Genomic DNA, 14390 nt, shown 5'->3' with positions numbered 1-14390 from the left:
TTGGACAAACCAAACGGCCGTGACGTGCATATACGCTGGCGGGGAGCCGTATGGTATAATAAGCCATATAGAATGAAGAGTGGAGGTTCCTCGTTGGTGAAGGAATACGAACGATATCGCCTGGTGCGTCTGCACAGCGCGATGGCCGTGCTGGCGGCCGGAATGTTTGGCTTGCTTCTGTTTGCGGCCGGCAGGCTGCCTGTTTCGCCTGGATTCTATCATTCTATTCATCTTGCCTTAGGGCTCGCCGTGATGGTCGTTTGCTGGCTTGTCGCCGTGCAAGGATGGTCTGTGTTTCCGCATACGTTGTCAATGGAGCGGCTGATGATGGGGGCGCTGTTTTTCTCCTCAGGCTTGTTGTTTTCGCTGCATGTTGTCTTGTCTTTTGCATCTGATGGTGTGGAAGCGTCCCCTTTTTCGCTCTCGGCCCGATTGACGCTTGCCTGGGGGCTTCTTTTTCTGTTTTCGCGCCGCGATGAGGTGATGGAACGGCAAAGCGGGCAACGCTGGCAGGCGTTTTTGGCCGCGTTTTTGTATACGGCGGCTGTTAGTTTGTTCATCCACATCACGTCCCCGTTTTGGCCGGCGCATGGGACGAGCCGCTGGCCGTTTTGGTGGCGCGCAGGGGAAGGAGCGGTCGGTTTGCTTGATGCAGCGGCGGCCGTGTTCGCATGGCGGCGTTTTCGGCAAGGGAGGGCTCCCGCTTCCCTATACTGGTCTATGGCGCTTCTATTATTTGCCCTCGGCCAATGGCTGCTTATGCTTGGCGGCGGCCATGCGCTATGGGGGCAGCTGTATGAAATGGCCGGATTTTTGTATGTCGTGCGTGCAATGTACGTCGAGACGGTCGAAAAACCGTACGTGGAGCTGAAACAGCACAAACAGCAGCTGGAAATGATGGCGAACGCCCTTGGCGAGGGATTGATGATGTTAAACCGCGACGGCCGGATCGTATGGATGAACCCGGAAGCGGGCCGTTTGCTTGGCCTTGATCCGGAGGAAGCGAAAGGGAAGCCGCTGTTTTCCTTTGTCTCGCTCGCCGGGCCAGACGGCGACAAGTGGGACTGGAAGCGGCTGCGCCGTGTTGTCAAACAGCTGAAAAGCGGCGAGGTGATTCGCGTCGAGGAGGAGCCGTTTCGCCGCCATGACGGCGTGTGCCTGCCGGTCGGCTACACGCTGGCGCCGGTGATGGAAAACGGTGCGCTGACAGGGCTTGTCGCCGTTTTGCGCGACATGACGGAGAAAAAAGAGAAAGAGCGGCTTGAGCGTGAACGCGAACAACTCGACTTTGAACTGTCGCTTGCCGCGAATATGCAGCGGTCGCTTTTGCAGACATCGTCGAAGGCGGATTTGCCTTCGTACGTCGACATCAGCGTCCTCAGCGTCCCTGCCCGAGTGTTGAGCGGCGATTTCTACCACTTTGCCGTCCATCAAACATCGGTCTCAGTCGGCATTGCCGATGTGTCGGGAAAAGGCATTCCAGCCGCGATGCTGATGACATTGATGAAATTTATTTTAGACCGGACCGTTCATTACGGAACGCAGCCGCACGTGTATCTTGACCTGCTGAACCGATTCGCCTACGACTACACCGAGCCGTCGATGTTTGTCACGATGTTTGTCGGCAATTACAACGAAAAGACGCATACGTTCTCGTACGCGTGCGCTGGGCACGAACCGGCGCTTTGGTACCGGGCGAAAACGAAACAATGCGTGCCGCTTCACGCGAAAGGGTGCGCGCTCGGGTTGTTTCCGCAATTTTCGTTTGAGACGAAGTCGGTAGTGCTCGAGCCGGGTGATTTTGTGCTGCTGTACACCGATGGGGTGACCGAAAAACGCGGCGAAGAGGCGGACGATGATTTTTCCGTCCTCGCCTCGATGGTTGCCCGCGTCAATTTGGACCAGCCGGCAGCGCAAATCGTCCGCGATTTGTACGAGCATATCAAGGCGTACCACCAATACGAACAAAAAGACGACCAGACGTTGTTGTTGCTCCGCCGCCGCTGATGCCGCCCTAGCCGGCCGGCGGCGTTTTTGGCTGTTACGACGGGTAGGCAGCGGCCAGCTGCCGTTTCAGCTTTTCGATCGCCCGCTTTTGAATGCGGCTGATCGTCATTTGCGAGACGCCAAGCCGTTCAGCGAGCGACCGTTGCGTCTCGCCGCGGCGGAAGACGGCGTCGATGACGATTTGTTCTTGCTCGCTCAGTTTGCCGATCGCCTGCTCTAAATCCATTCGCTCGATCAGCGACTCGATTTCGTTCGCTTCATCCGCGACGAATTCACCGATCGTCGTCGCATCCTTTTCCCCGTCTTGCACCGGGGCGTCGAGCGAAATCGCCTGGTAATGGTCGCGGCCGGCTAAAATCTCGATCGTCTCTTCCACCGATAAGCCTAAATGGGCGGCAATTTCATCTATGTTCGGCGACCGCTCGAGCTTGACGGTCAGTTCGTCGATGGCTTGCTGCACTTTGCTTCCTTTCTCTTTCACCCGGCGCGGCACTTGGATATACCACGCTTTGTCGCGCAAATAGTTTTTCATATAGCCGATCAAGCTTTTCATCGCATACGATTCAAAGTTTGTTCCTTGGTTCGGGTCGTAATGGTCAAGAAGGCGCAAAAACGACAGCCGGCCGACTTGAAACAAGTCTTCGTAAAAATCAGGGCGGCTGCGCGCCATTTTTTTCGCTGCGGCCGCAATGAGCGGCTCAAAACGCACGAGCAACGCTGTCGCCGCTTCTTCCGTCTTCGTTTGTTGATAGGCGGAAATAAGGGCGTCAAGCTTGCTCTTGGACAGAGGAGGGGGATATACAGTCATGGGCATGCTCTCCTTCGCCGTGAAGGCGGAATTTCGTCAGGCGGACTTCCGTTCCGCCTTTGGTCGTGACGCGGACGTCATCCATGAGCGCTTTCATTAAAAAGAGGCCGAGGCCGCCGACTTTCACATCTTGGAGTGGCTTGCCGGACAGCGACGCCGCCTGTTTGGTCGCCCGTTTGTAGTCAAACCCTTTTCCCTCATCTTTAATGACGATGGAAAGCGCATCGGCGCTCATCTCAAAACGGAGGTGAATATCGCCGCTTCTTCCGTTGTAGGCGTGAAGCACGACGTTGTTGCACGCTTCGGAGACGGCGACTTTCATATCTTCGATTTCTTCATAGGAAAATCCCATTTTGGCAGCCAGCCCGTATAACGCCAAACGCACGATGTCAAGAAACTGTGCATCGGCTGGAATCGACAGCTGTACGATCGTTTCGTGCTCTTTCATGATTGGCCTCCGATCCTTTCTGACGCATCGTTCATTTCGGAAAAAAAGTAGGATACTCCAGTTAAATCGAACAGACGCCGCACTTTCGGCGGCACGTTTTCAATGGCAAACGGCGCCCCGAGTTGATGCCGCGTTTTTAACAGTGCTACAAACATGCCGATCCCGGTGCTGTCAATATACGTTAAATCTTCGAGACGAAGAACGAGCGGTTTGGACGCATCGCCGGCGAGCGGTTCGACGGTGCGTTGAAATTGCTCGGCTGCCGCCAGGTCCAGTTCGCCTTTTATGTATACAACGTGCCGATCCGGCTGTTCGTCATGAACAAGACGGAATTGTTTCTGATCCATTTCTTTCACCCCACTGTGCGTTTGATGGATATCCCGGTGTTGCGTTGGCGCCGACGGCTTAGCTTGTCCGGCCTTTGGCGTTTACGCTTTCTATACCCATATTTTATACTTGTTGAAACAGGGAATGTCGAATGAAAAGGGGACATGATGATGGAAAGATGGAAACAATGGGCGAAGAGAATAAAAAAGGAGATTTTTGTCCTCTATTCCGCCTGCCGCGACCGGCGTGTTCCGGTTTGGCTGCGGCAGGGGATTGGCGCATTTCCTGTTGGGGAAACAGGTTTCGCTATGGTTGCCTCAATCTGAACATTCACTTCGCTTTGACGCTGGCGTCTTTTGGGCTACAATGATAAAAGGGAAAAAGCCGATGGCAAAGGAGTTGCTCGCAATGCCGATTCTCAAAAACGACTGGGCTCCGCTGCTTGAAGAGGAGTTTCAAAAGCCGTACTACTTAAAGCTGCGCGAGTTTTTAAAAGAGGAGTACCGGACGCGGACGATCTATCCCGATATGCACGATATTTTCAACGCCCTTCATTATACACCGTATGCAAACGTCAAAGTCGTGCTGCTCGGGCAAGATCCGTACCACGGCCCGGGACAGGCGCACGGGCTTAGTTTTTCCGTCAAGCCGGGCGTGCCGGTGCCGCCGTCCTTAGCGAACATTTTTAAAGAGCTGCATGACGACCTTGGCTGCTATATACCAGATAACGGCTATCTCGTCAAATGGGCCGAGCAAGGGGTGCTGTTGTTAAACACGGTGTTGACGGTCCGCCGCGGCCAGGCGAACTCCCATCGCGGCAAAGGGTGGGAATATTTCACCGACCGCGTCATTGAGCTCGTCAACGAAAAAGACGATCCGGTCGTCTTTTTGCTTTGGGGCCGGAACGCGCAAGAGAAAAAAGAACGGATTACGAATCCGCGCCATCTGATTATTGAAGCGCCGCACCCGAGCCCGTTTTCCGCCGCGCGCGGCTTTTTCGGCCATCGCCCGTTTTCGCGGACGAACGCGTTTTTAACCAAGCACGGACGCGAACCGATCGATTGGCAAATCGAGAACATCGGCGCCCGCGCTGAATGAAGAAAGGGGGAAGACATCATGACGATCTCTTTGGCGGCGGTTGTCGCCAAAATGGAAGACGAATTGCGCAAGGCAAAGGCGGCCCATGACCCGCAGCGGATGCGTGAACATGTCGCTGCCATTCGCGTTTTATGCGATTTGATGCTGGAAACGACAGGCCAGCCGCAGCCGTCCGTTCCGTCTGTCTCGACAGAGTCGCTTGCCGTCGGCGGGCCGATTTCGGTTGCTGGCGGGCTTTCGCTTGGAGCCGTTTCTGTCGGGGGACGCTCCCCTGACATTGACGATGAGGCGAACGGGGAGTCGTTGCTGGATTTCTGAGAGTGGGACAGCGAATCCCCGTGGAACGGCCTTCTCCACAGGGATTCTTGATCAACAGAACTCCTTTAAACCGCTTGTCCTTGTTTGCGCCAAAAAACAAGAAGCGGTTCACCGGCTTGGATGCGGGTCTTGCCGGTGGCGCTCCCGATTGACCGGTTCTGTCGAGTGAAGTGGCTGACATTCATTAGTAATTTGTTGTCGGGGAACATTCCCATTATTATTAATGAATGAGGGAAAACAATCTTTCATTAGAAAGGCGGAACAGCTATGAAAACATTCGTCCTTCTCGGCGCGCTCAATGCGTTTTTAGCCGTCGCATTGGGAGCGTTTGGCGCGCACGGGCTTGAAGGGAAGATTCCGGATCGTTATTTGGAGATTTGGAAAACGGCGGTCCAATATCAGATGTTCCACGCATTAGGGCTGCTTGTTGTCGGATTGCTCGCTGGCAAGGCGCCAAATGTCGGGCTGATCGGTGCGGCGGGCTGGGTGATGTTCGCCGGCATCGTGTTGTTTTCCGGGAGCTTGTACGTATTAAGTGTAACGCAGATTAAGCCGCTTGGCGCGATCACTCCGTTTGGCGGCGTCGCTTTTTTGGTCGCCTGGGTGATGATCGGCTATGCGGCGTTGAAATGGCTGTAAGCGAAGCGCGGGCAAGGTGTACCCCGAACAGGAAATCACGCGCCGTCCCAATCATAGAAGGCACCTTTTTTGTTTCGTTTGCCACCATGATAGACAACTAGGCGTCAGCAACTTGTGATGGACGTCGCATCGGATGAAAAAAAGCAGGCTACCCTGGGGCAGCCTGCTCATCGAACATCGGTTTTGCGCTTGCACTCAGCGCGGCGAATAGGAGGCGAGCGGCGTGGCGGAGGCACCGGCAAACGGATATTCGTAGGCGATTTCTCCTTCAAACGTGACATAATCGAGGTAAATCATCGGGATCAAATAGCGTGTGCCTGTTTGTGGGTCGCTTAAAATGACATGGTCACGTCCAGCCGCTTCAATGACGCCGCGAAACACCTTGGCATTCCACTCACGGTTGTTTTCAAACGTCGCATAGATAGTGGCGACTTTTCCTTTGTTTAACCGTAAAATGTTTTCAATGTACGATTCTTCAATCGGCAGCATCCCTGGAATCGATGGGACGGTGGTGGTCGGCATCGGTGTCGGGGCCGTAAACGTCGGCGCCTGCAAACCGAACGTCGGAGCGGCGGCTGTCGCCGGTGTCATCATTGGAGCGGCAGCCGCTTGCGGATAGTAATAATACGGGTATGCCGCCGGATAGTACGGCTGCGGATACGGATAGCCGTATGGATAGGATGCATACGGTTGTTGCCGTTCTTGACCGAACGGCGAATAATAAAATGATTGTTGCTCCTCATCAAGTGGATAAAATTGATTTTCTGGATTGTTCGGCATAAAGAACCCTCCTCAATATTAAGAATAGACACGTGGGCAGTCGGATGGAGTCGGTGCAAAAAAGCAATGCGATTTGTAGCGGCCGACGTTCCACTGGCCAAACCATTGCGGTGGGCACGGTTGACCTTCAGGTGGTTTAAAAAACCAAAGGGCGTTTGTCGCTGGGTGGTAGCGCCAACCGCGGAGCACTTGGCGGGCTAGGCCTATATCCACTTTGCGCGCCCGTTGGTAAAAGTACCCTTTTTGCACCGCCTCAAAGCCGCCCGGGCTTTGAAACACCATTTGCCGGATAGAGCGGATGCCGCGGAAGTCAAGGCAGTCGGCGATGACGCGGTTGACGCCGACGTTGCCGACCATGAGCATCCCAAGCCGCCCGTCTCCTTCCGCTTCGGCTCGCATGAGCCGAGCCAACAACTTTACTTCCTCTTCTGTGTGGGCTACAATGGAGGGAGCGATCTGACCCATATCGTCACCTCAGTCGTTGTGAATTTCGACAGTAATAGGCTATTGGTGGAACAAGAAAATGGTGACAGACAGACAGGCGATTTCTCGGAGGAATTTCTGATTTATATGTATGGGGCAGTTGGGCTGGATATGACAGAAACAGGGGAGGTTGACCAAAAAGGGAAACCCGTTGCGCAAGAAAGACCCGTAACATGATGTGCAAAGGGATGACGGCGGAAGAAATCGCTCGTTTGGCTGACCTTTCAGGGGGAGGAGCTCGCCGGTTGCTTGAAGAACAGGAAAATAAGCGAAGGGGCCCTGCCGCGTTTGGGCCCCTCTTTTTTATACATGGAAGAACGAAGGAACTTTTTCCACCGACAAGCGAGTGCCGACGAAAAATGAACCAAACTCGCCAAAGCGGGCGCTCACTTCATCAAAGCGCATTTCATAGACGAGCTTTTTGAACTGGAGTGCATCATCTGAAAACAAGGTGACGCCCCATTCAAAATCATCCAAGCCGACGGAGCCGGTGATGATTTGCGTCACTTTGCCGGCGTATTTTCGGCCGGTCATGCCGTGGGCGCGCATGAGTTCGCGCCGCTGTTCCATCGACAACATGTACCAGTTGTCGTTGCCTTGGCGCCGCTTGTCCATCGGATAGAAGCAAATGTAGTTCGTTTTCGGCAAAATTGGATACAAACGGCGGCGCACCTCTGGAATTTGGTACGGATCTTCGCTGCCGGACGCCAAGTAGTTGCTCAACTCCACGACCGAAACGTACGAATACGCAGGTAATAAATAGTCGGCGAGTTTCGTTTTGTTAAGCGCTGTTTCGATTTCATGCAGCTCATCCAGCGTCGGCCGCAAAATCATGAACAAAATATCGGCTTTTTGCCCGACGATCGTGTAGACGGCATGGCTTCCTTGCTTCTCGCTTTCCGTCGTCTCCCATTGATCGACAAGCGCTAAAAACTCACTGATCGCTGCCTCGCGCTCTTCGTTTGGAAGTGTTTTCCACGCGCTCCAGTCGATCGTGCGGAAATCGTGCAAACAATACCAACCGTCCAACGTTTGGGCCGCTTCGCTCATCATCGTCACTCCTTTATTCAATCAATTGTACAGTACCACTATATCATAGTTTGGCCAAAAAAGCGGGTGTCCGTGCATAAAGCAAAAGATACTGAATTGTTCCAAAAGGTGAATTATTGATTGGAAGGGCTTACGATCGTTGCGTTTTCGTATCGAAGCGGTATGCTTAATGTAGAGAAAGGCTGATGCCTGGAGACAGGCGGGCCAACCGTGAAGGAGGCATGAATCGTGACAACCGATTTATTTACGGCATTAAAAGCGAAAGTAACCGATACGGGTCGAAAAATCGTGTTTCCGGAGGGAACCGATGACCGCATCTTAACGGCGGCGAGCCGTTTGGCGACGGAGCAAGTGCTTCAGCCGATCGTCCTTGGCGATGAGCAAGCGATAAGGGTGAAAGCAGCGGCGCTTGGCTTGCCGCTTGAAGGGGTGGAGATTGTCAACCCGCGCCGCTACGGCGGGTTTGATGAGCTAGTTTCGGCGTTTGTGGAGCGGCGCAAAGGGAAAGTGACAGAAGAAACGGCGCGCGAGTTGCTTTTCGATGAAAACTATTTCGGTACGATGCTCGTTTATACGGGAGCGGCCGACGGCCTCGTCAGCGGGGCGGCACATTCGACGGCGGATACGGTCCGACCAGCCTTGCAAATCATTAAAACGAAGCCAGGCGTTGGCAAAACGTCCGGCGTGTTCATCATGGTGCGCGGCGACGAAAAATATGTGTTTGCCGATTGCGCCATCAACATTGCTCCTAACAGTCAAGATTTGGCTGAAATCGCGGTCGAGAGCGCCCGGACGGCCAAAATGTTCGGCCTTAAGCCGCGCGTAGCGCTGTTAAGCTTTTCCACGAAAGGGTCGGCCTCGTCGCCGGAGACGGAAAAAGTCGTTGAGGCGGTGCGGTTGGCGAAAGAAATGGCGCCGGATCTGATCCTTGACGGTGAGTTTCAATTTGACGCCGCGTTTGTGCCAGAGGTGGCGAAAAAGAAAGCGCCGGACTCGGTCATTCAAGGGGACGCAAATGTCTTTATTTTCCCGAGCCTTGAGGCGGGCAACATCGGCTACAAAATCGCCCAGCGCCTTGGTGGCTTTGAAGCGGTTGGCCCGATTTTGCAAGGGCTGAACAAGCCGGTGAACGACCTATCGCGCGGCTGCAGCGCCGAAGACGCCTACAAGCTCGCGCTCATCACCGCGGCGCAGTCGCTTGGGGAGTAAAGAGGCGGCGAACTGAGCAAGAGGAGTCGGAACCGGTTCGTTTTGCCAAAGAATGGGCGACACCTTGTTTCATGCATGGATTCGTGTCAAAGAAGGCGGCTGGCTGCTGTTTAGCCGCTTTCTTTTTTAATGGCCGTAATCGTTCCAATTTGATGTGGTATAATGAGAGCGGAACGTTCAACGTAAGGGGTTTGCTGCGATGGGCCATGAATTGCTGCGGCAGCCGAAATGGCGGGTCATCGACCAGTCGCATTTCGGTCCGCTGTTTGATGCGAAACAATCGTTTGCCATCGATGATGCATTATGCACCGCGGTTGGTGCGGGACAGTCGGATGCGGTCGTCCGCACGTGGGTGCATGAGAATACCGTCGTCTTAGGCGCCGCTGATACGAAGCTTCCGTACATCGATGAGGCCATTTCGTTTTTGCGCCAGGAAGGGTATCGCGTCGTCGTCCGCAATTCCGGCGGGTTGGCCGTTGTCCTTGACAGCGGGGTGTTGAATATTTCGCTCATTTTTCCGGAAACGAAAAACACGATTGCCATCGAGCAAGGGTATGAGGCGATGTATGCGCTCATGGCCGCCATGCTTGCCTCATACGGCGCCCGCGTTGAGGCGGGGGAAATCGTCGGTTCGTATTGCCCGGGGAGCTATGACTTGAGCATTGGCGGCAAAAAGTTTGCCGGCATTTCGCAACGGCGCGTGCGCGGCGGCGTTGCCGTGCAAATCTACCTTTGCGTCAACGGGAGCGGAGCCGCGCGGGCTGAGCTGATTCGCCGCTTTTATGAGCTCGGCCGCCAAGGAGAGAAAACGAAATTCGCCTACCCCGATGTTGTCCCAGCTGTCATGGCGTCGCTGTCTGAGCTTCTCGGCTGCGAGTTGTCGATCGATGAGCTGCTTGTCGCCCTTTGGCGCACGCTGCAGTCGTTTGGCGGCGAGCTATATTCGTCTGCCCTCGAGAACGGCGAATGGAATTGGTATGAGCAGTATTGGGCGCGCATCGTCGAGCGGAATGAAACGGCGCTCAAGGGCGAGCTCCTAGCAGGAGAATAAGGGGGCGGTCCGCCCAGCAGCAAGAGCCTGCGTTCATCGCCTGACGCCGCCGGCAGGCAAAAAGGATGCTCCGTGTCTCGGCCGCACCGGAGAGAGTGCGATCAAGGCGCAGCCATGGACAGGGCATCCTTATTTTATTTACTCCGCGATTTTTTCCAAGTTGCCGTTCGGGTCCATACGGAAGGTCAGCCCCCGCTCTTCTTCCTCTTTTAACACCATTTTGCGCGCTCGGTTGATGATTTTCACGAGCGTCTCAAAATCTTCTTGGACGGTCGACGAATTTTCTTCTAATTTCGCAACCTTTTCTTCAAGTTCTTTATTTTTTTGCTTTAATTCTTCAATTTCGCGGCGCAGCCGCTCGTTTTCTTTGATCAGCGTCTCCCGTTTCCGTTCATGGGATTGGAACGTTTTCAAAAAAGCGATCACTTGATCCAGCGTCACTTGTTGCGGCGGGGAGGACGGGATGACGGCAGGCAGCTGCATCACCTCTCCCAGCTCTTCGAGTGATGGCATCGGCGGCTCGTACAGACGCCGCTTTTTCGCGCCGCCTTGTTTGGCCAGCAGCCGCAGCCGTTCTTTTCGCTGTTTTTTTGCCAGCTGCAATGCTTCTTCGTAGCGATGGCGGACGACCGCGTTCCAGCGAAAGCCGCAGGCGGCCGATGTCCGGTTCAGCCTGTCGCCGACTTCTTCAAAGGCGTTGAGTTGGGTGCTCCCTTCACGCACATGGCGCAATACGGTCTCTGCCAACAATAAATCGTCTTCTTCCGTCCAAGCGTCTTGCCGTTGTTTCACTGTTCTCCACTCCTTTTTCCCATGCTAGTAAAAGGGTGGACCAAAAGGAAAAAAATTATACGTTGCAAGTTTATGGGATTGGCAAATTACAAGGGTGAAAGCATGCCAACTTGCAATTTTCTCACGAAAGCGGTAGAATACACAAAGCAAACGCTGCGGAAAGGGATGACGAGTGATGGCGAATGAGTTTCGCGTTTGCGACGACTGCAAGGCGCCGAATTTAAAAACATTGATTCCGCGCCTCAAAAAGCTGGATCCGGATGCGGTCATCAAGATAGGCTGCCAGTCGTATTGCGGCCCAGGGCGGAAAAAGACGTTTGCTTTCGTCAACAACCGTCCGGTGGCGGCGCTGACGGAAGACGAACTGATTGATAAAATTGCTGAAAGGTTGAAAAAGCGATAACCGATCACCTTCTTTGCCGAAAGAAGGTGATTTTTTGTTTTTTCCGTCAATAATGGAGAAAGACGGAGAAAAAAGTCAACTATTTCTTTGCCAAAAGAAACGGCGTATAATAGATGTATGTTGGAGACGGAAGAGGAGGATGCGATGTATTCCGGCGGGCAGCTTGACGAAGAAAAAGTGTTTAAAGATCCGGTGCACCGATACATACATGTTCGCGACAAAGTGATTTGGGATTTGATCGGCACAAAAGAATTTCAGCGCCTGCGCCGCATCAAGCAGCTCGGCACGACATATTTGACGTTTCACGGCGCCGAGCACAGCCGGTTTAACCATTCGCTCGGCGTTTACGAAATCATCCGCCGCATCATTGACGACGTGTTTGTCGGCCGCGATCATTGGGATCATAGCGAGCGCCTTCTTTGCCTATGCGCGGCGCTCTTGCACGATTTAGGACACGGCCCGTTTTCCCATTCATTTGAGAAGGTGTTTCGCCTTGACCACGAAGATTTTACACAGGCCATCATTTTAGGCGATACAGAAGTGAACGCCGCACTTCGCCAAGTGGATGACGATTTTCCGCGAAGGGTCGCTGAAGTGATCGCCAAAACGTACCCGAACAAGCTTGTTGTGAGCCTCATTTCGAGCCAAATTGACGCCGACCGGATGGATTATTTGTTGCGCGATGCCTACTACACCGGCGTCAGCTACGGCTATTTTGACATGGAGCGCATTTTGCGCGTCATGCGTCCGCGCGAAGACCAAGTCGTCATTAAGCGGAGCGGCATGCATGCGGTCGAGGATTACATCATGAGCCGCTACCAAATGTACTGGCAAGTGTACTTTCATCCCGTGACGCGCAGTGCGGAAGTCATTTTGACGAAAATTTTGCATCGGGCGAAAAAGCTGTACGAGGACGGGTATACGTTTGCGACGAAGCCAACCCATTTTTTATCGTTTTTTGCCGGCCATGTAACGCTCGGCGACTATTTGGCGCTCGATGAAGCGATCATCCTGTTTTACTTCCAGCAATGGCAATATGAGCAAGATCCGATTTTAAGCGACTTATGCCGGCGGTTTGTCCACCGCCGCCTGTTCAAATATACGGAGTTCCATCCGACAAACGAGCAAATGGCGAAGCTGATCGAGCTGACCGGCTTGTTCAAAAAGGCCGGGATCGATCCAGACTATTACTTGGTCGTCGATTCATCGTCCGACTTGCCGTACGATTTTTACCGGCCGGGCGAGGAAGGAGAGCGCCTGCCGATTTATTTGTTGATGCCAAACGGGGAGCTTCGCGAGCTGTCGCGCGAATCGGTGTTGGTTGACGCCATTTCCGGCAAGCGGCGCACCGACCATAAGCTCTATTTCCCCGCTGATTTCCTGGAAGACTTGTCGACGAAGCGGACAGTGAAGAAAAAGATTATGGAAATTTTAAAGGGTTAGGAGATGACGGAGAGTGCTCACAGAGCATGCGAAAGTAATGAAGGCGTTGGCGGCCGCCGGGGAAATTGTCGGCCGCAAAAAGCTGCAAAAAATGATTTACATCGCCAAAAAGCTCGACTTTCCGTTTTATGAGAAGTTCGACTTCCACTTTTACGGCCCGTATTCGGAAGAGTTGACGTGCCGCATCGAAGAGCTGTGCGCGCTCGGCTTTTTGCATGAAGTGAAAGAGAAAAAGAGCGGCTATGTGCAATACCGCTATACACTGACCGAAGCGGGCGAACAGTTTTTGCGCCATTACGACTGGGAGATGCCGGGCCTTGCCGAATGCATGCAGGCGATGAACGGACAAAACGCACGCTTTTTGGAGCTTGTCTCCACGGTGCTCTATTTTGAACATTTGTCAAAAGATGAGGTAAAAGAGAAAATCGCTGTCGTAAAAAGCAAGCAGCGCTATACGGAGGACGAGATCGAAGAGGCGTATGCGTATATTGAGGCGCTGCGGAGCCGTTGCAACAAGGGCGCTGGTGTGTAGGGAAGATGAAAAACACTGTTTCAACACACCATCAGCTGGCCATAGACGAAAAGGTGTCCCATTGTTTCCGGGACACCTTCTTCTTTTGGATTAATGCGGCAAAAACGCCAGCTGCAAAAAGAACAGCACGGCAAGCACGTACAGCAGCAACGGCACATCGCGCCAGCGGCCGCGGGCGATTTTTAAGAGCGGGTACGAGATGAAGCCGAGCGCGACCAAATTTTGCGGATGGGCTTGGATGATTCCGGTCAGCCGCAGGCCGATAAAGGCGATAAACAGCCCGATGCCGGCGGTGATGCCATGTTTTAAGCTGTCGGGGATCACTTCGATCAGCTTGCTGCGGAGCGGGGTGAGCGACAGCAACAAAAACAGCAATCCCGCGACAAACACAGCGGAAAACGCGGTTTCGTACGAAATGCCGCCGTGCGAGCCGACGACGGAATAGGCAAAATACGCGTTCAGCCCCATGCCGGGGGCAATGGCGATCGGATAGTTGGCGAATATTGCCATCCAAAGCGTGCCGACGACGGTGGCGATGACGGTGGCGGTGACGGTGGCGGTGAACGCCTGTTCAAACGGGACGCCGGCGTCTGATAAGATGATCGGATTGACGACGATGATGTACACCATGGTGAAAAAGGTCGTCAGGCCAGCGAGAACCTCTGTTTTGCGATTGCTGGCATGGTGCGGAAGACGAATCATAGGCAACCTCCTAAAGACGAACAATATGAAAGACAAATATAATAATATTCGTTTTTATTTCAAAAAGCAATGGGGACGCCCGATGGCGTCCCCCTGTTTGTTACTCCGCGTCGCTCAGCCGTTTTCCAGCGATGGCGTAATGGTCTTTCGTCATTTCTTCAATGAATACGACAACGCTCTCCCGTTTCGCCCCTGTCGTCTCGACGACGGCGTCCGTCACTTTTTCAACGAGCGCTTTCTTCTGTTCATCCGTGCGGCCGGCGAGCATTTTGATCGTGACATACGGCATCATCATTCCCC

Annotated in this window: 18 protein-coding genes and 1 pseudogene; 10 read left to right on the top strand and 9 right to left on the bottom strand. The window is 53.7% G+C overall.

The annotated features are described in order from the left end of the window. The first annotated feature begins 96 nt into the window (after window positions 1-96). Window positions 97-2007: a SpoIIE family protein phosphatase gene (locus tag ACR1UW_RS01460; RefSeq protein WP_237421083.1), complete on the top strand. Its 1911-nt coding sequence runs from the start codon at window positions 97-99 to the stop codon at window positions 2005-2007. Window positions 2008-2041: 34 nt separating this feature from the next. Here the strand turns inward: ACR1UW_RS01460 and ACR1UW_RS01455 are convergent, their stop codons facing one another. The 3 genes from ACR1UW_RS01455 to ACR1UW_RS01445 are packed head-to-tail and all read right to left on the bottom strand — an operon-like array spanning window position 2042 to window position 3610. Beyond that, window positions 2042-2815, bottom strand: coding sequence for a sigma-70 family RNA polymerase sigma factor (locus ACR1UW_RS01455; protein WP_033011024.1), 774 nt, complete (start codon window positions 2813-2815; stop codon window positions 2042-2044). Continuing rightward, window positions 2775-3263 carry an anti-sigma B factor RsbW gene (gene rsbW / locus ACR1UW_RS01450; RefSeq protein ID WP_498934365.1) on the bottom strand — a complete coding sequence of 163 codons (489 nt, stop codon included), beginning with the start codon at window positions 3261-3263 and terminating at the stop codon, window positions 2775-2777. The genes ACR1UW_RS01455 and rsbW overlap by 41 nt, the downstream gene beginning before the upstream one ends. Then, window positions 3260-3610, bottom strand: a complete 351-nt coding sequence (locus ACR1UW_RS01445; RefSeq protein ID WP_011232889.1) for an STAS domain-containing protein — start codon at window positions 3608-3610, stop codon at window positions 3260-3262. The genes rsbW and ACR1UW_RS01445 overlap by 4 nt, the downstream gene beginning before the upstream one ends. Window positions 3611-3760: 150 nt before the next feature. Here ACR1UW_RS01445 and ACR1UW_RS01440 point away from each other — a divergent pair, with 150 nt between their 5' ends. The 4 genes from ACR1UW_RS01440 to ACR1UW_RS01425 all read left to right on the top strand — a co-directional run bounded on the left by ACR1UW_RS01440 (window position 3761) and on the right by ACR1UW_RS01425 (window position 5645). Next, window positions 3761-3916: a hypothetical protein gene (locus ACR1UW_RS01440; protein ID WP_158225554.1), complete on the top strand. Its 156-nt coding sequence runs from the start codon at window positions 3761-3763 to the stop codon at window positions 3914-3916. A gap of 82 nt (window positions 3917-3998) precedes the next feature. Further along, window positions 3999-4688 carry a uracil-DNA glycosylase gene (locus tag ACR1UW_RS01435; RefSeq protein ID WP_011232888.1) on the top strand — a complete coding sequence of 230 codons (690 nt, stop codon included), beginning with the start codon at window positions 3999-4001 and terminating at the stop codon, window positions 4686-4688. 18 nt (window positions 4689-4706) lie between these two features. Beyond that, window positions 4707-5006, top strand: coding sequence for a YwdI family protein (locus tag ACR1UW_RS01430; RefSeq protein WP_063167150.1), 300 nt, complete (start codon window positions 4707-4709; stop codon window positions 5004-5006). A 267-nt stretch (window positions 5007-5273) separates the two neighbouring features. Next, window positions 5274-5645, top strand: coding sequence for a DUF423 domain-containing protein (locus ACR1UW_RS01425; protein WP_015376087.1), 372 nt, complete (start codon window positions 5274-5276; stop codon window positions 5643-5645). Window positions 5646-5840: 195 nt separating this feature from the next. Here the strand turns inward: ACR1UW_RS01425 and gerQ are convergent, their stop codons facing one another. From gerQ to hemQ, 3 genes are all read right to left on the bottom strand, one after another. After that, on the bottom strand, window positions 5841-6425 hold the full coding sequence (gene gerQ / locus ACR1UW_RS01420) for a spore coat protein GerQ (protein WP_095860134.1): 585 nt from the start codon (window positions 6423-6425) through the stop codon (window positions 5841-5843). Window positions 6426-6443: 18 nt separating this feature from the next. Then, the gene (locus ACR1UW_RS01415; protein WP_498934362.1) at window positions 6444-6890 is read right to left on the bottom strand and encodes a cell wall hydrolase; all 447 of its coding nucleotides are present in this window, start codon (window positions 6888-6890) and stop codon (window positions 6444-6446) included. Between the two features lie 321 nt (window positions 6891-7211). Next, complete coding sequence (gene hemQ / locus ACR1UW_RS01410; RefSeq protein ID WP_011232883.1) at window positions 7212-7958, bottom strand: hydrogen peroxide-dependent heme synthase; 747 nt, start codon at window positions 7956-7958, stop codon at window positions 7212-7214. A gap of 228 nt (window positions 7959-8186) precedes the next feature. Between hemQ and pta the strand changes: the two genes are divergently transcribed. Both pta and lipL read left to right on the top strand, forming a co-directional pair. Continuing rightward, window positions 8187-9167 carry a phosphate acetyltransferase gene (gene pta / locus ACR1UW_RS01405; RefSeq protein ID WP_434411003.1) on the top strand — a complete coding sequence of 327 codons (981 nt, stop codon included), beginning with the start codon at window positions 8187-8189 and terminating at the stop codon, window positions 9165-9167. Window positions 9168-9366: 199 nt separating this feature from the next. Then, complete coding sequence (lipL, locus tag ACR1UW_RS01400; protein WP_013146647.1) at window positions 9367-10218, top strand: octanoyl-[GcvH]:protein N-octanoyltransferase; 852 nt, start codon at window positions 9367-9369, stop codon at window positions 10216-10218. A 138-nt stretch (window positions 10219-10356) separates the two neighbouring features. On the opposite strand, the gene ACR1UW_RS01395 is transcribed toward lipL, so the two are convergent. Continuing rightward, on the bottom strand, window positions 10357-11010 hold the full coding sequence (locus tag ACR1UW_RS01395; protein WP_096226032.1) for an RsfA family transcriptional regulator: 654 nt from the start codon (window positions 11008-11010) through the stop codon (window positions 10357-10359). Between the two features lie 175 nt (window positions 11011-11185). Between ACR1UW_RS01395 and ACR1UW_RS01390 the strand changes: the two genes are divergently transcribed. The 3 genes from ACR1UW_RS01390 to ACR1UW_RS01380 all read left to right on the top strand — a co-directional run bounded on the left by ACR1UW_RS01390 (window position 11186) and on the right by ACR1UW_RS01380 (window position 13388). Then, window positions 11186-11413 carry a YuzB family protein gene (locus ACR1UW_RS01390; protein ID WP_011232879.1) on the top strand — a complete coding sequence of 76 codons (228 nt, stop codon included), beginning with the start codon at window positions 11186-11188 and terminating at the stop codon, window positions 11411-11413. Window positions 11414-11557: 144 nt separating this feature from the next. Beyond that, complete coding sequence (locus ACR1UW_RS01385) at window positions 11558-12856, top strand: HD domain-containing protein (protein WP_498934359.1); 1299 nt, start codon at window positions 11558-11560, stop codon at window positions 12854-12856. Window positions 12857-12869: 13 nt separating this feature from the next. Beyond that, window positions 12870-13388 (top strand): YwgA family protein, encoded by a 519-nt coding sequence (locus tag ACR1UW_RS01380; RefSeq protein ID WP_498934357.1) that lies wholly within the window; start codon window positions 12870-12872, stop codon window positions 13386-13388. A gap of 189 nt (window positions 13389-13577) precedes the next feature. Here the strand turns inward: ACR1UW_RS01380 and ACR1UW_RS01375 are convergent. Both ACR1UW_RS01375 and thmT read right to left on the bottom strand, forming a co-directional pair. Then, a pseudogene (locus ACR1UW_RS01375) lies at window positions 13578-14090 on the bottom strand (solute carrier family 23 protein); the annotation flags it as partial. A 100-nt stretch (window positions 14091-14190) separates the two neighbouring features. Further along, window positions 14191-14379, bottom strand: coding sequence for a 2-hydroxymuconate tautomerase (gene thmT, locus ACR1UW_RS01370; RefSeq protein WP_011232876.1), 189 nt, complete (start codon window positions 14377-14379; stop codon window positions 14191-14193). Window positions 14380-14390 lie beyond the last annotated feature (11 nt).

This window comes from Geobacillus lituanicus (assembly GCF_050994965.1).
In the GTDB taxonomy this organism is placed as follows: domain Bacteria; phylum Bacillota; class Bacilli; order Bacillales; family Anoxybacillaceae; genus Geobacillus; species Geobacillus stearothermophilus.
The sequence above is the reverse complement of the archived record's forward strand: the minus strand, read 5'-3'. Positions and strand labels throughout refer to the sequence as shown.

Excerpts from the sequence above, each read along its gene's own strand:
- ACR1UW_RS01445 (WP_011232889.1), bottom strand. The coding sequence starts at position 3,610 with ATGGATCAGAAACAATTCCGTCTTGTTCATGACGAACAGCCGGATCGG.
- hemQ (WP_011232883.1), bottom strand. The coding sequence starts at position 7,958 with ATGAGCGAAGCGGCCCAAACGTTGGACGGTTGGTATTGTTTGCACGAT.
- ACR1UW_RS01455 (WP_033011024.1), bottom strand. The coding sequence starts at position 2,815 with ATGACTGTATATCCCCCTCCTCTGTCCAAGAGCAAGCTTGACGCCCTT.
- gerQ (WP_095860134.1), bottom strand. The coding sequence starts at position 6,425 with ATGCCGAACAATCCAGAAAATCAATTTTATCCACTTGATGAGGAGCAA.
- ACR1UW_RS01385 (WP_498934359.1), top strand. The coding sequence starts at position 11,558 with ATGTATTCCGGCGGGCAGCTTGACGAAGAAAAAGTGTTTAAAGATCCG.
- rsbW (WP_498934365.1), bottom strand. The coding sequence starts at position 3,263 with ATGAAAGAGCACGAAACGATCGTACAGCTGTCGATTCCAGCCGATGCA.
- ACR1UW_RS01415 (WP_498934362.1), bottom strand. The coding sequence starts at position 6,890 with ATGGGTCAGATCGCTCCCTCCATTGTAGCCCACACAGAAGAGGAAGTA.
- ACR1UW_RS01425 (WP_015376087.1), top strand. The coding sequence starts at position 5,274 with ATGAAAACATTCGTCCTTCTCGGCGCGCTCAATGCGTTTTTAGCCGTC.
- ACR1UW_RS01390 (WP_011232879.1), top strand. The coding sequence starts at position 11,186 with ATGGCGAATGAGTTTCGCGTTTGCGACGACTGCAAGGCGCCGAATTTA.
- ACR1UW_RS01430 (WP_063167150.1), top strand. The coding sequence starts at position 4,707 with ATGACGATCTCTTTGGCGGCGGTTGTCGCCAAAATGGAAGACGAATTG.
- ACR1UW_RS01440 (WP_158225554.1), top strand. The coding sequence starts at position 3,761 with ATGGAAAGATGGAAACAATGGGCGAAGAGAATAAAAAAGGAGATTTTT.
- ACR1UW_RS01435 (WP_011232888.1), top strand. The coding sequence starts at position 3,999 with ATGCCGATTCTCAAAAACGACTGGGCTCCGCTGCTTGAAGAGGAGTTT.
- thmT (WP_011232876.1), bottom strand. The coding sequence starts at position 14,379 with ATGCCGTATGTCACGATCAAAATGCTCGCCGGCCGCACGGATGAACAG.
- lipL (WP_013146647.1), top strand. The coding sequence starts at position 9,367 with ATGGGCCATGAATTGCTGCGGCAGCCGAAATGGCGGGTCATCGACCAG.